Genomic DNA, 17,717 nt, shown 5'->3' with positions numbered 1-17,717 from the left:
AGTTCTAGCTTGTATATAAGCATAAATGTAGCCTTATGTACAAGATGGAGAAAAACGACCTGTAATATCTGTTACACACACCTCGATTTCATCACGTCTATTGAAACAGTCATCAACACCAATACATCGAATAATCGCATTACCAAAGGCTATGACACTTGCAAAACCACCATTGACAGGGATATCTATCTCAATACACACTAGTTGGTTAGTTCTTAGGCATCGCATTCTAAGCCCATTGTTTCTGCTGAGTAATCGAAAGGTAATCTGATCACAATCCTTACAACAAGTAAAAAACATTGGTACTACGAATGGCTGATTGCATTCACAAACCCCAAGACGACATATATTTGTACGATTAAGTACCCAGATAATCTCATCTTCTGTCAAGGACCTTTCACAGTTTTGTCCCATAAATCACCGGATCCTTATATTTAAGTATAGATTAGTGTATGGATATTTTCTTGATTGGTTACTTAAGAGTTTTACTTCTTTATGTTGATACAGAAAATGCATATTTTGTAATAGAATGGAGATAATAAAGAAATGTGATGGATATATTAATTAAGATTGGAGAGTCAAAAGGGCTCATTTAAAGTTAATGATGAATAATCAATAATATTTATTCTTCAAAGTCTTACTTGTACTTGTGTAATAATAAAGTAGTAAAAGCAAAACTCTCAATATATTAAACTGCTTCTAAACTGACGTGCTATAACTAAAAAACAATAGCGAAGCACTTTAAGTACTTTTTAGTGTGTACTAGGTAACCTAGGAAGGTGAGGCAAGGATGCCGAGCCAGCCTGAGCTGAGGCAGGATGCCGAATCGAAGGCGATTCCGTATCTATTATAAAAACTTACTGTACACACATAGAAGTACTAAAGTGCATAGCGTGTTTTGTGTTATAGTACGTTAGCTTAGAAGCAATGAAAGTTAATATTGAGTTTTGTAATCACAATAATGGAATGCACAAGTACTTAACAATTTTCAATTGAATAAATATTATTGATTATTTATCTGAAAGAAAAAATAACCCTTTTGACCCCAAATAACAATACATGAAAGGATTGAGATTATGTGGGGGTTGCTAATTGCGATTATATCGGGTATCTTGATGAGTGTTCAAGGAGTCTTCAATACAGGAGTAACGAAGGAGACAAGTATATGGGTGTCTAGTAGTTTTGTTCAATTCACAGCTTTAATTGTCTGTTTAATTGCTTGGTATGTAACAGGAAGAGAAAGCAATTTTCAAGCTTTATTTCAAGTAAGTCATAAGTATATGTTATTAGGTGGTGCGATGGGAGCATTCATAACATTTACTGTAATTAAGAGTGTTTCAAGTCTTGGTCCGGCAAAAGCAGCGATGCTTATTGTAGTAGCGCAACTAATTATGTCCTATATTATAGAATTAATCGGATTATTTGAAGTGGAAAAAACACCTTTTCAATTCCGTAAGTTAATTGGTATAGCATTATTTATAGCAGGTATTATTACGTTCAAATGGGAAAAATAATATGGTAAAATTATAATCAAATCAAGTAATTAGAAATAGTAAAAAAAAATTAAGAATTATAAATCGAAATTAGTTGAAATGCCTCTTGTAATACATGTTTTTATTGAGTAGAATATAACTTGTGAGAAGTATGAAGCTACCTCTCATAAGTTAATAATTTTAAGTCATAAGAAAGGAAACCATATGAACAATAAGAAAATCGTAAAAGTAAGTATTACGATCTGTCTTGTTGGAATAGTTTGCTTGATTTGTTATTTATTCAGTAAAAATAGCAAATCCACTGGTATATCATTATCAGATGACAATGAAGAGAGAGTAATTGAATCAAGTGACAGCGAAAGTTCAGACAGTAAACAGGAGACTTCTACGGATTTAGGGAAATCTGAGGAGGGACAAACTTCTGTAAATGAAGAAAGTATTGCAGTCCATGTATGTGGACAGGTTAAGAATCCTGGCGTTTATGCACTGACTAAAGGAGCAAGAGTAAGCGATGCGATTGAAGCAGCAGGGGGATTAACAAAAGAGGCAGCGGGCGATTTCATTAATCAGGCACAAAAACTAGAAGATGAACAACAAGTATATGTACCTAATCAAGAGGAAGTAAAAGAATCGCCAGAGGTGATACAACAAGAGAATGGATATAATGAGGGCCACTCATTGAATAAAGATCTGATTAATATTAATCAGGCAACAAGGGAAGAATTAATGACTCTACCTGGTATAGGAGAGGCAAAGGCTGACATGATTATTAGTTACAGAGAAGAACATGGAAGGTTTGCTACTATTGAAGAAATCAAGAATATTTCAGGAATCAAAGATGGAGTCTATAGTAAAATCTGCGATTTAATAACAACAGATTGAGGTGATTGGTGTGAGTAAAAAAGTATTGGTAGTAGATGATGAAAAGTTAATCGTGAAGGGTATACGATTTAGTTTAGAGCAAGATGGAATGGAAGTGGATTGCGCATACGATGGCGAAGAAGCACTTACTATGGCAAAACACAAAGAATATGATGTTATACTATTAGATGTAATGTTACCAAAGTTAACAGGTTTTGAAGTATGCCAACAAATCCGTGAATATTCTGATATGCCTATTATTATGTTAACTGCAAAAGGCGATGATATGGATAAAATTCTTGGACTTGAATATGGTGCTGATGATTATATAACAAAACCTTTTAATATACTAGAAGTTAAAGCAAGAATTAAAGCAATTATGAGGAGAAGTTCCAAGAAAGAAGTAAAGCATGAGCCGGAGAAAATTGCTACTTTTGGTGAACTTAAGATTGATTGTGAAAGCAGACGTGTCTATATTCGAGGTAAGGAAGTAAATCTTACTGCAAAAGAATTTGATCTATTAGAACTTCTTATCTTTAATCCAAATAAAGTATATAGCCGTGAAAACCTTCTTAACACGGTATGGGGATATGATTATCCAGGTGATGCAAGAACAGTTGATGTGCATATTCGTAGACTTCGTGAAAAGATAGAAGATAATCCAAGCGAACCCAAATATATACATACAAAATGGGGTGTAGGTTATTTTTTCCAAAATTAAATCAAACAAATTCTTAGGTAGTATGAAAGCACAGCTATTAGCTGTGCTTATCCTTGTCGGTACTATACCAGTGATAATCTTTTCGATGGTTATTATAAAAACATATAATGATGAAGCCCATAACCAAAGAATATCGGAACTTAAATATCATGGTAATATGATTGCAAATTTACTTGTATCAACAGGTTATTTTAGTAGTCCAGATTCTAAGGAGGTTAATACAGAGATTAATCAATTGGCAGAAATCTATGATGGACGTATTGTTGTTGTAGATAGTAGTTTGCATATAGTCAAGGATACCTATGGTCTTGAAGAAGGCAAGACCATTATATCTGAGGAAGTAATTAAATCTTTTCGTGGAACGGATAGCACGTATGTAGATTCGGACCAAGATTTTGTGGAGATAACAGTACCGATAACACATCTCGAGACGAAAGAGATAATCGGTGTTATCGTTATGAGTTTTTCAACGAAGAATATTGTTGATGTTAAGAATATTGTTGAAAATAAAGCAATTGTGCTATGCATTGCAATAGTAATAGCTGTAATTATGTTATCTATATTGTACTCATTTCATGTAATGAAACCATTTAAGAAGTTCACAAGTTCTATTGATCGTTTGACAGAAGGATATCTAGATGAAAAACTAAATGTAACTGGTTTTACCGAGATAAGAAACATATCAGAATCTTTCAATCATATGATTGTTAGAATGCAAAAGTTAGAAAAGTCTAGACAAGAATTCGTATCTAATGTATCTCATGAATTAAAGACGCCAATCACATCTATCAAAGTATTAGCAGAATCTCTTGTTATGCAAGAAGATGTACCAATAGAGATGTATCGTGAATTTATGGTTGATATTACAGATGAGATAGAGAGAGAGAATAAAATTATTAACGATTTATTATCCCTTGTTAAGATGGATAAAACAGCAAGTGAAATGAATATAACAAGTGTTAATATTAACGAGTTATTGGAGCAATTAATGAAGCGACTACGTCCAATTGCCGCAAAGCGGAACATTGAAGTTGTATTAGAGAGTTATCGTCCAGTTATTGCAGAGGTGGATGAAGTTAAGTTATCTCTAGCAATATCTAACCTTATTGAGAATGCAATCAAATACAATGTAGATGAAGGTTGGGTTAGAGTGTCACTTAACGCAGATCACAAATTCTTCTATATCAAAGTATCCGACTCTGGAGTTGGAATTCCTGAAGATGCACAGGACTCTATATTTGAAAGATTCTACCGTGTTGATAAGGCGAGGTCAAGAGAAACGGGTGGTACTGGTCTTGGATTATCTATTGCAAGAAATGCAGTACTTATGCATAGAGGAGCAATCAAAGTTTATAGTAAAATAAATGAGGGTACAACCTTTACCGTTCGTATACCTCTTAGTTATATAGCGTAAGGAGGAGGCTTATATGGGAAAACGTAGTCTTCTAGCTGTACTCGTTCTAGCTTGTGTGGTGCTACTTGCAGCATGTGAATCAAGAAATTCAGGAAATGATGAGGAATCTAAATACTATATATATTATATTGATAAAGATGAGACGAAAGTAGTTCGTGAAAGTTATGAACCAAAAGCAACTGATACAGAGGAACTCATAGCAGAATTCGTCGAGGCCCTTAACAAAGATCCTAAGAATTATGCGTATCGTAAAGCAAAACTAGATTCTGTAGTGCTTAAGGATTACACTTATGATGGTGGTGGCCAATTAATCCTTAATTTTGAAACTAGTTATTACGATATTGAGGGGATTGAAGAGATTTTAACAAGGGCTGCAATCGTGAAGAATTTCTGTCAAATAGAAGGTGTTGATTATGTAGAATTCTATGTAGCTGGTCAGCCGCTTCGTGATAAGAATGAAAAGCCAATCGGTATGATGACCGCTGAGAACTTCATAGACAATACTGGTGGAGAGACAAAGTATAAACAAAATGCAGAGATGACATTATTCTTTGCCAATGAGTCAGGTAAAAAACTAGTGGAATCTAATGTTATTGTAACTTATAATGGTACCATTCCCATGGAGCAGTTAATTATAGAACAGCTTATAGAAGGTCCAGTAAAAGACGCGAAATATCCAACATATCCAACCATTCCATCAGGAACAAAACTTTTAAAAGTAACAGTAAAAGAAGGAATTTGCTATGTTGACTTTAATGAAAAATTCTTAAATAAAAGAGATGGTATTACAGATGAAGTGGCAATTTATTCTGTAGTAAATTCGCTAGTTGAAACATCAACAATTAATAAAGTACAAATTAAAATCAATGGGGAACTTCTAAAGACATATGGGGAAAGCACAAACTTAGATAAAATGTTTGAACGCAACCTTGATATCGTAGAAACAACCCAATAATAGGAGGTATGTAGTTGATAAAGAGACCATTATTATGGATTGCTCTTTCCTACATATTAGGCTGCCTACTATATTCCTTGTCATGGATTATAGTAGGTGGAATTCTTTTCTTTCTAGTCTTAAGTCTAAGTATTCTGTATTATCGATATTCTATCGAGGATAATCCCAAGGAAAATAAAAAAAATAGAGCAAAACAAAAGCTATTTCAAGTTATTAGAAAGAAAAGAATTAACAAGGAAGATCGATTCATATTGTTACTTCCAATTATAATCATAATTGGTTATAGTAGAATGAATACTATGTTAGAACCAACACCATTTGATACATATTGTGAAAGAACTTGTAATGCAAACGTAGAAGGTAAGATAGTACGCATCACAGAAAAAGAAAACAGCACTTCTTATTATCTAAATAACGTCATACTCTATCCGAGTCCGGAGATTAAAATCCCAATCAAGCAAAAAATACTTGTATATGGTGACAAGAATTCGAAGTTTAAGGTAGGTAATACTGTCCGATTTACAGGGGAAGTATCACAGATTTTGAAATCAACGAATGAAGGACAATTCAATTCACACACCTATTATTTGTCAGAAGGTATCAGATACCAAATGTTTGCTGAAACTATGAAATGTATAGATGCTTCCTATTCATGGTATCATGTAGCACTAGCTTCCTTACGAGCCAAGGTATCTTCAGTTTATACGCGTATCCTTCGCAGTGAGGAAGCAGGAGTAATGCAGGCAATGTTCCTTGGTGAAACACAAGCACTGGATACAGAAATCAAGTATCTTTATCAAAGAAATGGAATCTCACATATATTGTCCATATCCGGCTTACATATTAGTTTCTTAGGATTATTATTATATAAGATTTTCCAAAAAATAGGTTGTCCCGTTTATCTAAATGCAGGGGTTGTTTCCATTGTAGTGTTTAGTTATGGGCAAATGACGGATTTTAGTGTATCAACCAATCGTGCAGTTGTGATGCTGTTGGTATCCATGTTCGCTGTTGTTATTGGACGGACTTACGATATGCTTTCTGCCATATCGCTAAGTTCGTGTATTATCTTGATTCAAAATCCCATGCAGCTATATAACACAGGTTTTCAACTATCTTTTTTAGCAGTTTGTGTGTTAGCGGTATTTGGTAATATATATGAAAGGCTAAAAGAGGAGAAGATTGAGCAAAAACAGAACGAGGGGAAATATAATAGTCAACAAGACGGAATGCGTATAGAGCAAATTATCTATGAAAAAATTCTAACATTGATAAAACATATTAGAAAAGGAGTTGCAAAAAAGAAGTGGATAACTCTTGATGAATTCCTTCTATCCCTTGATGAATGGATCTACAAGAAGTACAAATTACGAGAATCCAATCGTGGGAAGGCACTACAATCTAGTCTGATTATTAGTGCTGCAACAGCACCCATCTTAGCAAGTACTTTCTGCGAGATACCAGTCTACAGTGTAATATTAAATCTGTTTGTAATTCCACTTACGTCGGTCTTAATGACACTTGGTGTAGTGGCTGGATTAATTGGGGTGTGGTGGATTGATTTTGCTAGGGTACTTGGATATGGGATTACATTCATACTGAACTTTTATGAGGTGTTATGTAATATTTTCGCCAAGTTGCCATTTCATCTAGTACTAACAGGAAAACCAAACATAGCACAAATTGTAATATATTGTACAGCAGTTATAGGAGTCGTATTATTGTCAGTTAAGACGAAGCATAAGAATGTGATATATATAATAGCATTCTTGTGGATTCTACTATTCCGATTACCAAGTACTAATTTAACAATGACGATGTTAGATATATCACAAGGAGATAGCATATATATCAAGACTCCTAAAGGGGTATCTATACTTGTTGATGGTGGAAGTTCTGACGTAAAGGAGATTGGAAAATATAGAATAGAACCATTTCTAAAATCGCAAGGAGTTAGAATGATTGATTACGTAGTTTTGACTCATATGGATGCAGATCATATAAATGCAGTCATGGAGATTATGGAAAGGATGTCTGATGTAAAAGAAGATAGACAGTCCAAAACATCAAAATTATCATCCATGGCTTTCTATGATGGACAAGTAGGAATTAAGAATCTTATATTACCAGAAACTAGCTTAATAGATGAAACATATACCCAAATTGAAAACCTTGCTAGAATGAAAGGTATCAAATTACACTATTTTGGTAGAGGTGATACCATATCAGAAGGTGAACTAACTATTAATTGCTTGCATCCATACCTAGAATATAATACAGATTCCAAGAACGATACATCAATTGTATTAGAGCTTACCTATCGCCAATTTGATGCATTATTACTGGGGGATTTGGAAAGTGGAGGGGAGAAGGAATTGATAAACCGTGCTAAGGAAAATCCAAAGAGTCTGCTTACTGTACAGAAAAAAGGGTACGACATTATAAAGATCGCCCACCATGGATCTAAGTACTCTACATCAGATGAATTTCTAGAGTACTTTAGTGCAAGAATTGCATGGATTTCTAGTGGATATGGAAATCGATATGGGCATCCGCATAAGGAATTGTTAGAGAGACTTAAGGAAAATCATATACCATACAGGTGGACGGTAAATGAAGGAGCAATTACGATTAGTACAGACGGGGAAAGAATGTGGGAAATATCAGATTAAAAACAGGAAATATGTTTAGTAAAATGAAAAAAAATATAAATAAATAGAACTAAAAGATAGATTTTTTAAAAAGTTTATTATATAATAAAAAACGCAAAATATTAAGAAAGGATACAAATGAAGAAAATTTTACTAAATTTTTACGGAGGGACTTATGACTAATAAGAAGGAAAAGAAGCAAAAGAAATTAAGTATGCAAGTGATTAGACCAATCATAATATTATTAGCTATAACTCTTAGTATAGGTTGTACAGTTATATACTTTTTAACAGCCGATAAGATGAAGAATGCAGAGATACGAAGATTACATACGACAGCAAATGAAATTGAGTTGATAACAAATAAATGGATTAAATCGAATCAAATTGTTATGGAAACATATAAAGAATTTTTAGAGGGAGTATCTTCTAGAAGTGAACGTGAAATCTATCTGAACAATGTAAAAGATAACTATGAAAATATGCCATTTGGCTTTTATATTGGTTATTCAGATTCACAACTGACATATCCAGGGATAGACATAAGTGATTTACCGGAAAATTTTGATGTACGTACAACGACTTGGTATCAGGAAGCTCAAACTAAGGAAGGGGTAAATAGTTCTGAGGCATATGTTGATACATTAACGGGAACAATGTGTGTGACATTATCTATTCGTTTATCAGATGGTAGCGTATTAGGAACAGACCTGTATCTTTCAGAGATGACCAAAGAATTACAAAGTTTGAGTTTATCAGATAATAGCATTGTTTGGTTAATAGAATCAAATGGAACAGTAATTGCGAGTAAAGATGATGAAACAATCGGAAGCAATATAACTGAGGTTAGTAGTGAGTTACTTAGTGATGTAATAACCGATAGTACAAAAGAAGAATATAGTATAGATGAAGTAAAATATATAGCGCAGAGCGGAATGATACCGGACACAAATTGGTCAATTATCTTATTAGAACCAGAATCTGAAATCGTAGCAGAGTGTTACGAAATTGCAGCAATATTTTATGGAGTAATAATTATTGTACTTATCATTATTACTTTAGTGCTAGGTTATATAGTAAATCTAATGCTAAAACCAATAATAATGGTTAATGAACAGATGAATCGTGTTGCTTCGGGCGATTTATCAAAACGTCTTATTTATGATACAAATAGAAGGAACGAAATTTGTTCAATGGTGGACTCGGTTAATTATAGTGTAGACAATATCAGTGGTATGATTAATCAGGTGAAGCAGGTAGTGGATATTATTACTGATAGTTCAAAGGAAAATGAGATATCTTCAATGGATCTAGAACAAATGACCCGTCAAGTGGCAGAGAATACTTCTACAGTAACAAGTACTATGGAAGAAGTATTACAGTCTACTACTACAGTAGCTGATATGGCGTCTAGTGTTATGAATATGGTAGATTCTATTGTTGAAAAAGGAAATGAAGCGAAACAAAACTTAATTAATTCGGAAGAATCTACAAAGTATGGACTGGATCAAGTGCAAACTGTAACAGCTGAGATTGCTGAAGTGAAAGATTCTATGGCACAATTAGCTGATACAGTTAAGACGGCTGAATCGTTGACAGAGAAGATTGATTCGATCATTCAAGTAATTCAAAGTATAGCAAGTCAAACAAATCTTCTTGCTTTAAATGCTTCAATTGAGGCTGCAAGAGCTGGTGAACATGGGAAAGGTTTTGCAGTTGTTGCAGGAGAGATCAAGAATCTTGCAGAAGAATCCTCTACCTCTGCAAATGATATTGCAAAATTAATTATAGACATCAAAGAAATTATATTAACAACGGTATCCCAGACTAGAGATAATGTAAGTATGATTGATCATAGTGCTGAGTATATTAATGATACATTTCATAGTTACCAAACAATCTATGATACAGTTAATGAGGTAAATGAAGAGATAAATGTAATATTAAAGCATATCGCTGAAGTAGGTGATCATGCACAAACTTTGGCAGCAGTTTCGGAAGAACAAACAGCAAGTGCAGAGCATATTTCAGAAGCACTTAAAAAAGTTAAAGAGTCAACGGATGCAAGCTTTAATGATGTAGAAATTTTGAATAATAATATTAAACAATTAGCGCAGACTTCTGAGGAATTAAGCAAATTATCAAATACATTTAAGATTAAAGAATAATGAAGAGAAGTGGCTGTTACAAGAAGCTAAAAATTTTGTGACAGCCACTTTGTAATTCATACTAGTAGTATTGAATCAACGGACTCTACTAGCCCAAGCAAGGACTACGTAAATTTTATATCCGAGTGTTACAATTTTCTAACGAGAACCAATGTATCATAAATGGAAGAAGACTTGAAGAGTCAAACTGATAGGATATAAGATTAAATAAAAAGACGGTCAAATCTGAAACAGAGATTTCCGGTGGAAAATGTACAGAGTAATAATTATGGAAGTGAGGATTAGATAGTGAAAGAAAATATTCAAGAACAATATAAATGTTTGCCATGTGGATATGTATATGATCCTGCGGTGGGTGATCCAGAGCATGGGATTGCACCAGGCACAGAATTCGCTGATTTACCAGCAGATTGGGCATGCCCTATCTGTGGATTTAGTAATAAATCTGTTTTTGTTAAAAATATTTTATAAAGAATAAAATAGATATATTGCTTTGTTAAGTAAAATTGTAACACTGGGATATGAAATTTAAGCTTAAACAAATGCACTTTAATGGAGAAGGAATCTTAGAATTTTCCTTCTTTTTTCATAAGATGGTGTTTAAAGCCCTTGTAAAATGAAGGCGTTACGGATAAAATGTAAACAGAGTTAAAACTGGAAAATAGGAGTTAAGTTAATGAAGTTTATCAAAGAAGATATAAAATTAAATCAATTCAAGCCAGCCTATTTAATATATGGTAGTGAAGTTTATTTGAAGAATTTATATAAAAACAAATTAAAAGTAGCCATGGTTGGAGAGGGCGATTCCATGAATTACTCTCATTTTGATGGAAAAGGAATTGATGTACAAGAAGTTATAGGTATTGCGAATACCTTACCATTCTTTGCTGACCATCGTGTTATTGTAATCGAGAATAGCGGGTTCTTCAAGAACGCAAGTGATTTGGCAGATTATATGAAGAATATTCCGGAATCAACACATTTTATCTTTGTAGAAGAAGAAGTGGACAAGCGAAACCGTATGTTTAAAGCGGTGAAAGAGGTTGGACGAATCTCTGAGATGAATGGTATGGATGAAGCAAATCTTAAATTGTGGGTTGCTTCCTTATTATCCAAAGACAATAAGAAGATTACAGAGAAAACATTAATGTATTTTCTAAACAAGACAGGTTCCGATATGGAAAATCTTCAGACCGAGATCGAGAAGCTAGTTTGTTATGCTATGGATCGTGATGTTATAACTGAGATTGATATCGATGCTGTTTGTACAACGCAATTAGAGAATAAAATCTTCCAGATGATAGATGCAATCGCTAGCAAACGTCAGGAACAAGCCCTCGCCTTGTACTATGATATCTTAGCATAGAATGAAAATCCAATGTCGAATTTATTTCTAATAACAAGACATTTTAATATTCTCTTGCAAATTAAGGAGATGAAACGCCTTGGAATGGGGAATTCAGAGATGAGTCAAAAAGCAGGTGTTCCTCCTTTTGCAGTTAAGAAGTATCTGACTCAGATAAACAATTTCACAACACCAGTTCTAAAAGAAGCAGTAACTTATTGTACGGATATAGAAGAAATGATAAAAACTGGTAGACTAATCGACAAAATAGGAGTAGAATTACTAATTGTAAAGTATAGTTGAAAGGGAGACGTATCGAAGAGGTCATAACGAGCCGCACTCGAAATGCGGTAGCCCTTACGGGTTCGTGGGTTCGAATCCCACCGTCTCCGGTTGTAATCATTAGTCTCAATCCTTAGGGGTTGGGGCTTTTTTGTAGTTTTGATAAGGGTATATTAAAGTAGTAAATATTACCTAATTTCCAGGGCTAATCTTGATGAATTTTTTAAAAATATTTATTATAAACCTGTAAATAAAATTTTGGTGGGTTTTGGTTTTGAATTTTAGAAAATTTGCTTTATTTGTAGCTTGTACTGTAACCGTTACTAGCATCCAGCCAGTAGCAGTAACAAAGCAATCTAAAGCAGCAGAAATTACAAATGAAGTAATTAAGACTTTAGAAGTAGCTTCTGCAGTTGATATTTCATCTGACGCAAATAATTTTGACACTGCTTATACCTACTATCCGACAGATGAAATTGTTAATGGTACGAAAGATGTTCAAGAGAATATCTTCAAGTTTACGCTTGATCAGACAAGTTATGTAACATTGGCAGCTAAATATGATACAGTAAAATATAATTTCCAATCTAATGTATACACCGCATTATCTTCTAGTGAAACGTTTGCAAGTACTATCTTAGAGTGGGAAGCTTGGTCAAATGGAGAATCAAAAAATGGTACGGCTTTGTTAGAAGCTGGTACTTATTATATAAAGATAAAAACAGTTTATACTGGAGATGTTAAAGATCGTTACTCAAAAGAAAATGGAGGCTACACAACCGTTGGTGTTGTAGCGCAACCAATTACTAGAACGAAAGATTCACAAGGAAATACTTTAAAGAATGCAATCAATTTGACTGCAGATACCTACTCCGTTGGATTAACTTCTGTATCTTATAAAAAGCAATATTTTAAGTTTAAGTTAAGTAAGAAATCCGATATAACGGTTAAAGTTGCTCAAAGTTGTCCTACTAACTTAGATTTATCAGAAAACAATATAGAGTTGCTTGATTCAGATGGTATGCGTGTTGAAAATAGTGCAACACTCAAAGTTAATAATGATACAGTAAGTCTTAATTATAAGTTAAATCCTGGTACATATTATATATTGGCAACAGCTACATCAAATGATAAAACAGCTGCTGCTGAAATAAATGTAAAATATACGGTTAACAAAACATATAAATCAAAGATTGGTACTTTAAAAGTTTCAAACGCTAAGAGAGGAACATCTACAATTTCAGGTAAATCCATAGCAAGTGCCAATATTACAGTAACACTCAATGGTAAGACATATAAAACAAAAACATCTAAGACTGGTAGCTTTAAAGTTACGGTTAAAAGCAAATTAAAAAAAGGTACAAAGATAAAAGTAACCGCTACAAAGAGTGGATTTACTAAAAAAACTATTACATATACTGTTAAGTAACGAAAAAGCCTCTCTACTCCTTATGAAATCAAGGGGTTAGGGAGGCTTTGTGTTATGCGATTATTTGTTTTGAAAGAGAATATATTTCAATGTCTGCTCTGATTTACTCCAGTTTATCAGAAAGAAAAGGGGGAATGTCATACCGTTTAATTATGAAAACATGAAATGGTAGTAGTAAAAATGCATTAAAAAAACTATAAAAATCATATTAAAAATATAAATTATTCATAAAATCAGTAATAATTACTATTATTGATATTGAAATTCTATTTGAACTGTGTTATACTATATTCATAGTTAAGAAATGATAACTAATTAACATAAATAAACATAAATATAAGGAGGAAACGATATGGTAGAATTAATAAAAGAATTAAATGGATTTTTAGCAGATTTAAATGTGTTATATAGAAAGTTACAGAATTATCACTGGAATGTGAAAGGTAAAAACTTCTTTGTACTTCATGGTAAGTTAGAAGAATATTACAATGGAGTTAATAGTGAAATAGATGAAGTTGCAGAGAAGATATTAATGTTAGGTGGTCAACCCCTTGGAAGGATGAAAGATTACCTAGAGATTAGTAAAATAAAAGAAGCTGAGAATGTTAAGATTTCAGGAGATGAAGTTCTTAAGAATGTATTAGAAGACTTCTCATATGCTAAAAAGAAAGCCGAGTCCATTAAAGCAAAAGCAGAAGAAGAATCAGCTGTTATTATTTCAGCTTATATGGATGAAGTCATTGAAGACTATAGTAAAGCAAGCTGGATGCTAAATCAATATTTAGAATAATATACAATTAGATTTTTGTTAATTTAGATAAGGGATGTTCCATGATAAATATGGAACATCCCTTATTTTTTTACAATTCTGGCAGAATAAACATAAAATCCCCCGCTGATTTAGTGAATTTCCCCATAAGTGGTATAATTAACCAATGAATAATGTTTCATTTTAATGTATAATAGTAGCATAAGTAAAACATATGGTTAATATGTAATAAGAAGGAGAGGAAGAAGCATGATTAAATTATTAGGAATCCTTATTATTATCTTAGGATTTACATTCAAGTTAGATTCAATATTAATTATCACGCTTTCTGCTATTGTAACAGCAGTTGTTGGTGGTCTTACACCAACAGACTTACTATCAACATTAGGGGAAAACTTTGTTAATAATAGAAGTATTGCAATCTTTATCTTAATTATGTTAGTTACTGGTACATTAGAACGTAATGGACTAAAAGAAACAGCCGCTAAATTAATCGGTAAGATTAAAAATCCAACTAGTGGTAAAGTAATTGCAGCTTATGGTGTGATGCGAGGCGCGTTTGGCGCTTTCAATGTTAGTTTTGGTGGAGTTGCTGGATTTGTGCAACCAATTATCATGCCTATGGCAACAGGGGCAATTGAAGCAAGTGGCAATGAGCCGAACGAAAAACATGTTGAAGAAATCAAAGGAATGGCTTCAGCGATGGAGAATATTGCTTGGTTTTTCTGCCAAGTATTATTTGTTGGTGGTTCTGGTGGTTTGTTAATACAAAGTACATTAGCTGGACTTGGTTATGAAGTAGAGTTAGCTGCCTTAGCAAAAGTGGCAATTCCAACAGCCATTGTAGCCATATTGGTTGGTATGGTATACTTTATTCAAAAAGATAAACTATTAAGGAAGAAGTATTATAAACAATCTACAACAAAGACAGAGATGCAAGAAGTGGATAATGTGAAGAATAAAAGAGGGGGAGGAAGAGATTAATGTCAATAATTTCATTTTTTACAGATGCAAATGTAGCATTAGGAACAAAATTATTAGAAGTTGTATATATCATCATTGGACTTATTGCAATATATACAGGAATTAAGAATGTTTTAGATAAAGAAAATCCCTCTCGTATCCCAACGGGTATCTTCTGGGTTACGTTAGGTATACTAATATCCTTTGGGCGTTTTATAAATGCACTTGAACATGGTACAGTTATTAGTGGTGTTTTGATATTTATCATGGTAATTCCTGCAATGCTTAAGAAAGTGAAGCCAGGTAAAGTGGAACTTCCAACAGCAGAACAAAAAGAACGATTACGTAAGAAAAACGGTATGAAGGTATTTATACCAGCATTATCAATTGGTATTTGTGCCATCTTATTTGCTACGTTAACAGACCTTGGAGCACTTGTAGGTGTTGCAGTTGGTGTATTAATTGGTATTATATTCTTAATGATTATGTCGAAAGAAAATACACCTAAAGTATTTTTAAAAGATACAGAACGTTTACTGTCTACAGTAGGTCCATTAAGTATTCTACCAATGTTATTAGCTGCACTTGGTGCAGTATTTACAAAAGCAGGAGTTGGTGAAGTAATTGCTCATTATGTGCAAAGTATCATTCCAGAAGGCAACGTAACAATTGGTATTATCGTATACTGCTTAGGTATGGTATTCTTTACAATTATTATGGGAAATGCCTATGCAGCCATCACTGTTATGACAGTTGGTATTGGTGGTCCATTTGTATTAGCATTAGGTGCAGATCCAACAGTTGTAGGGATGTTAGCGTTGACAACAGGTTTTTGTGGTACGTTATTAACACCAATGGCAGCGAATTTCAATATGGTTCCTGTTGCTATGTTAGATATGAAAAATCGTTTTGGCGTTATTAAAAATCAAATGTTTGTTGCGATTTTCATGATTATATTTCAAATCGCATATATGTTAATATGTAGTTAAGATATTTAAGAAAAGACTACTTAAGAAAAGACCTCTTAAGAGAAGACTTCTTAAGAAAAGATAAACAAGAATGACTATACAGTTCAGATAAGAAAGGCGGACGAATAATGAAAGTACTAATTACAGGATTTGATCCATTTGGCGGAGAAGCAGTAAACCCAGCGTATGAAGCAGTGAAGCTTTTACCAGAAGTAATCTGTGGAGCAGATATTATTAAGTTAGAGATACCTACTGTATATACAAAAAGTGGGGAAGCAGTTGAGAAGGCAATTGAGGAGCATCAACCAGATGTTGTATTATGCATTGGACAAGCAGGTGGAAGAAGTTCTATCCAAATCGAAAAAGTTGCAATCAATCTTGCGGAAGCTAGAATTAAAGATAATGAAGGTAACCAACCGATGGATGAAGCATTACATGATGATGGAGAAAATGCATACTTTACAAACCTTCCATGTAAAGCAGTAGTGAATGAATTACGTAATAATAACATTCCTGCCCATATCTCCTATACTGCAGGTACTTTTGTATGTAATGATGTTATGTATCATCTTCTTTATTTGATTAACAAAAAATATAGTTCAATTCGTGGTGGATTTATTCATGTACCATATGCGTTAGAACAAGTTATTGACAAACCAGCAGGAACATGTGCAATGTCTCTTGAGACAATTGCTAAAGGGTTAGAGTTAGCTATTAAAGCAATCGTTGAAAATAATGAGGATATTAGTCTTCATATGGGAACGATTATGTAGAAATAGATTTATAATAGATAATAGCTTATCTATTATAGATAAAGCAAAATTAAATTAGATCTAAAATTAGGCATACTTATAGGGAAGGTTATCTCTTTAAGTATGCCTAATTTTTAAACATGCAGGTTGATTGGTTCAAAAAAATGTCCAACACCTTTTGACGACTATCCTTGATTATCAAATTCCAACTGAATGATACTATCCAGCAATGCTCTTGCCATATGTAGCTGAATGTATATATGAATCAGGGCAATGTTCATCATATGAGTTCATTATAAAAATCTTAAATTTTTGTCTTGATAACTGAGCTACTATATAGTTGCATTTTGAATAGTCTGTCGTAAGTTACAAACATTACAAGAACCAGCTTGAATGGTAGAAAATAGACAAGTAAAAAACATTGGAATTCTCAAGATGTGGATGTTTTGCTTACATAAACTTTTGATTATTTAAACTGGAACCATGATTTTAATTCAGGCTTAATAGTAATGCATAAACATTCTGAATCGTGAATTTAAAGGTTAATAAACAAAATGAAAATAATAATAAATACAATAATTGACAAAAAAAAGAAAAAATAGTATCATACTAATGATATTACTTTATTTATGAAATTAAAATTTGGGGGTATATTAAATGAAATCATTAAATAATAACAAGGATTTATGGACAAAATTAAATGTTGAAAAGTTAGAGGAAAGAGAAGAATATATTCATTTGTGTATCGATTGTTGCTATAAAGTATGTGTAGACTGCTGCTTTAAAATCTAAATAATTTCTTTTACATAGTTAATAACTAAATTAATTTATAAAACAAATAAGAACAAATAAAATGTAAATCATAAATAAAGTAATATCTATACTGTAACACGTTTATAACTTAATGATTCAAGCTAGATAAAAGAATGTATAAATTTTAATTATTA

17 protein-coding genes and 1 tRNA gene are annotated in these 17,717 nt (G+C 32.9%); 17 read left to right on the top strand and 1 reads right to left on the bottom strand.

What is annotated here, in order from left to right; translation table 11 throughout:
• Nucleotides 1-33: 33 nt before the first annotated feature.
• On the bottom strand, nt 34-414 hold the full coding sequence (locus tag ACW2QF_RS02610) for a pyridoxamine 5'-phosphate oxidase family protein (RefSeq protein ID WP_455714436.1): 381 nt from the start codon (nt 412-414) through the stop codon (nt 34-36).
• 662 nt (nt 415-1,076) lie between these two features.
• Between ACW2QF_RS02610 and ACW2QF_RS02605 the strand changes: the two genes are divergently transcribed.
• From ACW2QF_RS02605 to ACW2QF_RS02525, 17 genes are all read left to right on the top strand, one after another.
• Nucleotides 1,077-1,514, top strand: a complete 438-nt coding sequence (locus tag ACW2QF_RS02605; protein WP_455714435.1) for a DMT family transporter — start codon at nt 1,077-1,079, stop codon at nt 1,512-1,514.
• Nucleotides 1,515-1,697: 183 nt separating this feature from the next.
• A complete protein-coding gene (locus ACW2QF_RS02600; protein WP_455714434.1) occupies nt 1,698-2,375 on the top strand; it encodes a helix-hairpin-helix domain-containing protein in 678 nt (225 codons plus the stop codon).
• Between the two features lie 10 nt (nt 2,376-2,385).
• Nucleotides 2,386-3,075: a response regulator transcription factor gene (locus ACW2QF_RS02595; protein WP_455714433.1), complete on the top strand. Its 690-nt coding sequence runs from the start codon at nt 2,386-2,388 to the stop codon at nt 3,073-3,075.
• Between the two features lie 22 nt (nt 3,076-3,097).
• Nucleotides 3,098-4,489, top strand: coding sequence for an ATP-binding protein (locus ACW2QF_RS02590; RefSeq protein ID WP_455714432.1), 1,392 nt, complete (start codon nt 3,098-3,100; stop codon nt 4,487-4,489).
• A 13-nt stretch (nt 4,490-4,502) separates the two neighbouring features.
• Nucleotides 4,503-5,444, top strand: coding sequence for a GerMN domain-containing protein (locus tag ACW2QF_RS02585; protein WP_455714431.1), 942 nt, complete (start codon nt 4,503-4,505; stop codon nt 5,442-5,444).
• 14 nt (nt 5,445-5,458) lie between these two features.
• Nucleotides 5,459-8,116 carry a ComEC/Rec2 family competence protein gene (locus ACW2QF_RS02580; RefSeq protein ID WP_455714430.1) on the top strand — a complete coding sequence of 886 codons (2,658 nt, stop codon included), beginning with the start codon at nt 5,459-5,461 and terminating at the stop codon, nt 8,114-8,116.
• A gap of 154 nt (nt 8,117-8,270) precedes the next feature.
• Complete coding sequence (locus ACW2QF_RS02575; RefSeq protein ID WP_455714429.1) at nt 8,271-10,262, top strand: methyl-accepting chemotaxis protein; 1,992 nt, start codon at nt 8,271-8,273, stop codon at nt 10,260-10,262.
• Between the two features lie 288 nt (nt 10,263-10,550).
• A complete protein-coding gene (locus ACW2QF_RS02570; protein WP_455714428.1) occupies nt 10,551-10,733 on the top strand; it encodes a rubredoxin in 183 nt (60 codons plus the stop codon).
• 205 nt (nt 10,734-10,938) lie between these two features.
• On the top strand, nt 10,939-11,628 hold the full coding sequence (gene holA, locus ACW2QF_RS02565; protein ID WP_455714427.1) for a DNA polymerase III subunit delta: 690 nt from the start codon (nt 10,939-10,941) through the stop codon (nt 11,626-11,628).
• Between the two features lie 12 nt (nt 11,629-11,640).
• Entirely contained in the window at nt 11,641-11,910 is a 270-nt protein-coding gene (locus tag ACW2QF_RS02560) for a hypothetical protein (RefSeq protein WP_455714426.1), read from the top strand.
• 3 nt (nt 11,911-11,913) lie between these two features.
• Nucleotides 11,914-11,999: transfer RNA gene (locus tag ACW2QF_RS02555), tRNA-Ser, on the top strand.
• Nucleotides 12,000-12,163: 164 nt separating this feature from the next.
• The gene (locus ACW2QF_RS02550; RefSeq protein WP_455714425.1) at nt 12,164-13,318 is read left to right on the top strand and encodes a hypothetical protein; all 1,155 of its coding nucleotides are present in this window, start codon (nt 12,164-12,166) and stop codon (nt 13,316-13,318) included.
• A gap of 352 nt (nt 13,319-13,670) precedes the next feature.
• Nucleotides 13,671-14,108 (top strand): Dps family protein, encoded by a 438-nt coding sequence (locus ACW2QF_RS02545; RefSeq protein WP_455714424.1) that lies wholly within the window; start codon nt 13,671-13,673, stop codon nt 14,106-14,108.
• Nucleotides 14,109-14,336: 228 nt separating this feature from the next.
• Nucleotides 14,337-15,071 (top strand): DUF969 domain-containing protein, encoded by a 735-nt coding sequence (locus tag ACW2QF_RS02540; protein ID WP_455714423.1) that lies wholly within the window; start codon nt 14,337-14,339, stop codon nt 15,069-15,071.
• The gene (locus tag ACW2QF_RS02535; protein WP_455714422.1) at nt 15,071-16,039 is read left to right on the top strand and encodes a DUF979 domain-containing protein; all 969 of its coding nucleotides are present in this window, start codon (nt 15,071-15,073) and stop codon (nt 16,037-16,039) included. The genes ACW2QF_RS02540 and ACW2QF_RS02535 overlap by 1 nt, the downstream gene beginning before the upstream one ends.
• Before the next feature lie 107 nt (nt 16,040-16,146).
• Nucleotides 16,147-16,791 (top strand): pyroglutamyl-peptidase I, encoded by a 645-nt coding sequence (gene pcp, locus ACW2QF_RS02530; RefSeq protein ID WP_455714421.1) that lies wholly within the window; start codon nt 16,147-16,149, stop codon nt 16,789-16,791.
• A gap of 636 nt (nt 16,792-17,427) precedes the next feature.
• Nucleotides 17,428-17,562: a hypothetical protein gene (locus ACW2QF_RS02525; RefSeq protein WP_455714420.1), complete on the top strand. Its 135-nt coding sequence runs from the start codon at nt 17,428-17,430 to the stop codon at nt 17,560-17,562.
• The last annotated feature ends 155 nt before the right edge of the window (nt 17,563-17,717 follow it).

Source organism: Anaerosporobacter sp., from assembly GCF_965301125.1.
Note: the sequence above shows the minus strand (reverse complement) of the source record. Positions and strands in the feature narration are given on the sequence as shown.

What these genes read in the sequence shown, in the direction of transcription:
- ACW2QF_RS02610 (WP_455714436.1), bottom strand. Translation starts at nt 414, where the DNA reads ATGGGACAAAACTGTGAAAGGTCCTTGACAGAAGATGAGATTATCTGG.
- ACW2QF_RS02605 (WP_455714435.1), top strand. Translation starts at nt 1,077, where the DNA reads ATGTGGGGGTTGCTAATTGCGATTATATCGGGTATCTTGATGAGTGTT.
- ACW2QF_RS02600 (WP_455714434.1), top strand. Translation starts at nt 1,698, where the DNA reads ATGAACAATAAGAAAATCGTAAAAGTAAGTATTACGATCTGTCTTGTT.
- ACW2QF_RS02590 (WP_455714432.1), top strand. Translation starts at nt 3,098, where the DNA reads ATGAAAGCACAGCTATTAGCTGTGCTTATCCTTGTCGGTACTATACCA.
- ACW2QF_RS02585 (WP_455714431.1), top strand. Translation starts at nt 4,503, where the DNA reads ATGGGAAAACGTAGTCTTCTAGCTGTACTCGTTCTAGCTTGTGTGGTG.
- ACW2QF_RS02575 (WP_455714429.1), top strand. Translation starts at nt 8,271, where the DNA reads ATGACTAATAAGAAGGAAAAGAAGCAAAAGAAATTAAGTATGCAAGTG.
- holA (WP_455714427.1), top strand. Translation starts at nt 10,939, where the DNA reads ATGAAGTTTATCAAAGAAGATATAAAATTAAATCAATTCAAGCCAGCC.
- ACW2QF_RS02560 (WP_455714426.1), top strand. Translation starts at nt 11,641, where the DNA reads ATGTCGAATTTATTTCTAATAACAAGACATTTTAATATTCTCTTGCAA.
- ACW2QF_RS02545 (WP_455714424.1), top strand. Translation starts at nt 13,671, where the DNA reads ATGGTAGAATTAATAAAAGAATTAAATGGATTTTTAGCAGATTTAAAT.
- ACW2QF_RS02540 (WP_455714423.1), top strand. Translation starts at nt 14,337, where the DNA reads ATGATTAAATTATTAGGAATCCTTATTATTATCTTAGGATTTACATTC.
- ACW2QF_RS02535 (WP_455714422.1), top strand. Translation starts at nt 15,071, where the DNA reads ATGTCAATAATTTCATTTTTTACAGATGCAAATGTAGCATTAGGAACA.
- pcp (WP_455714421.1), top strand. Translation starts at nt 16,147, where the DNA reads ATGAAAGTACTAATTACAGGATTTGATCCATTTGGCGGAGAAGCAGTA.
- ACW2QF_RS02525 (WP_455714420.1), top strand. Translation starts at nt 17,428, where the DNA reads ATGAAATCATTAAATAATAACAAGGATTTATGGACAAAATTAAATGTT.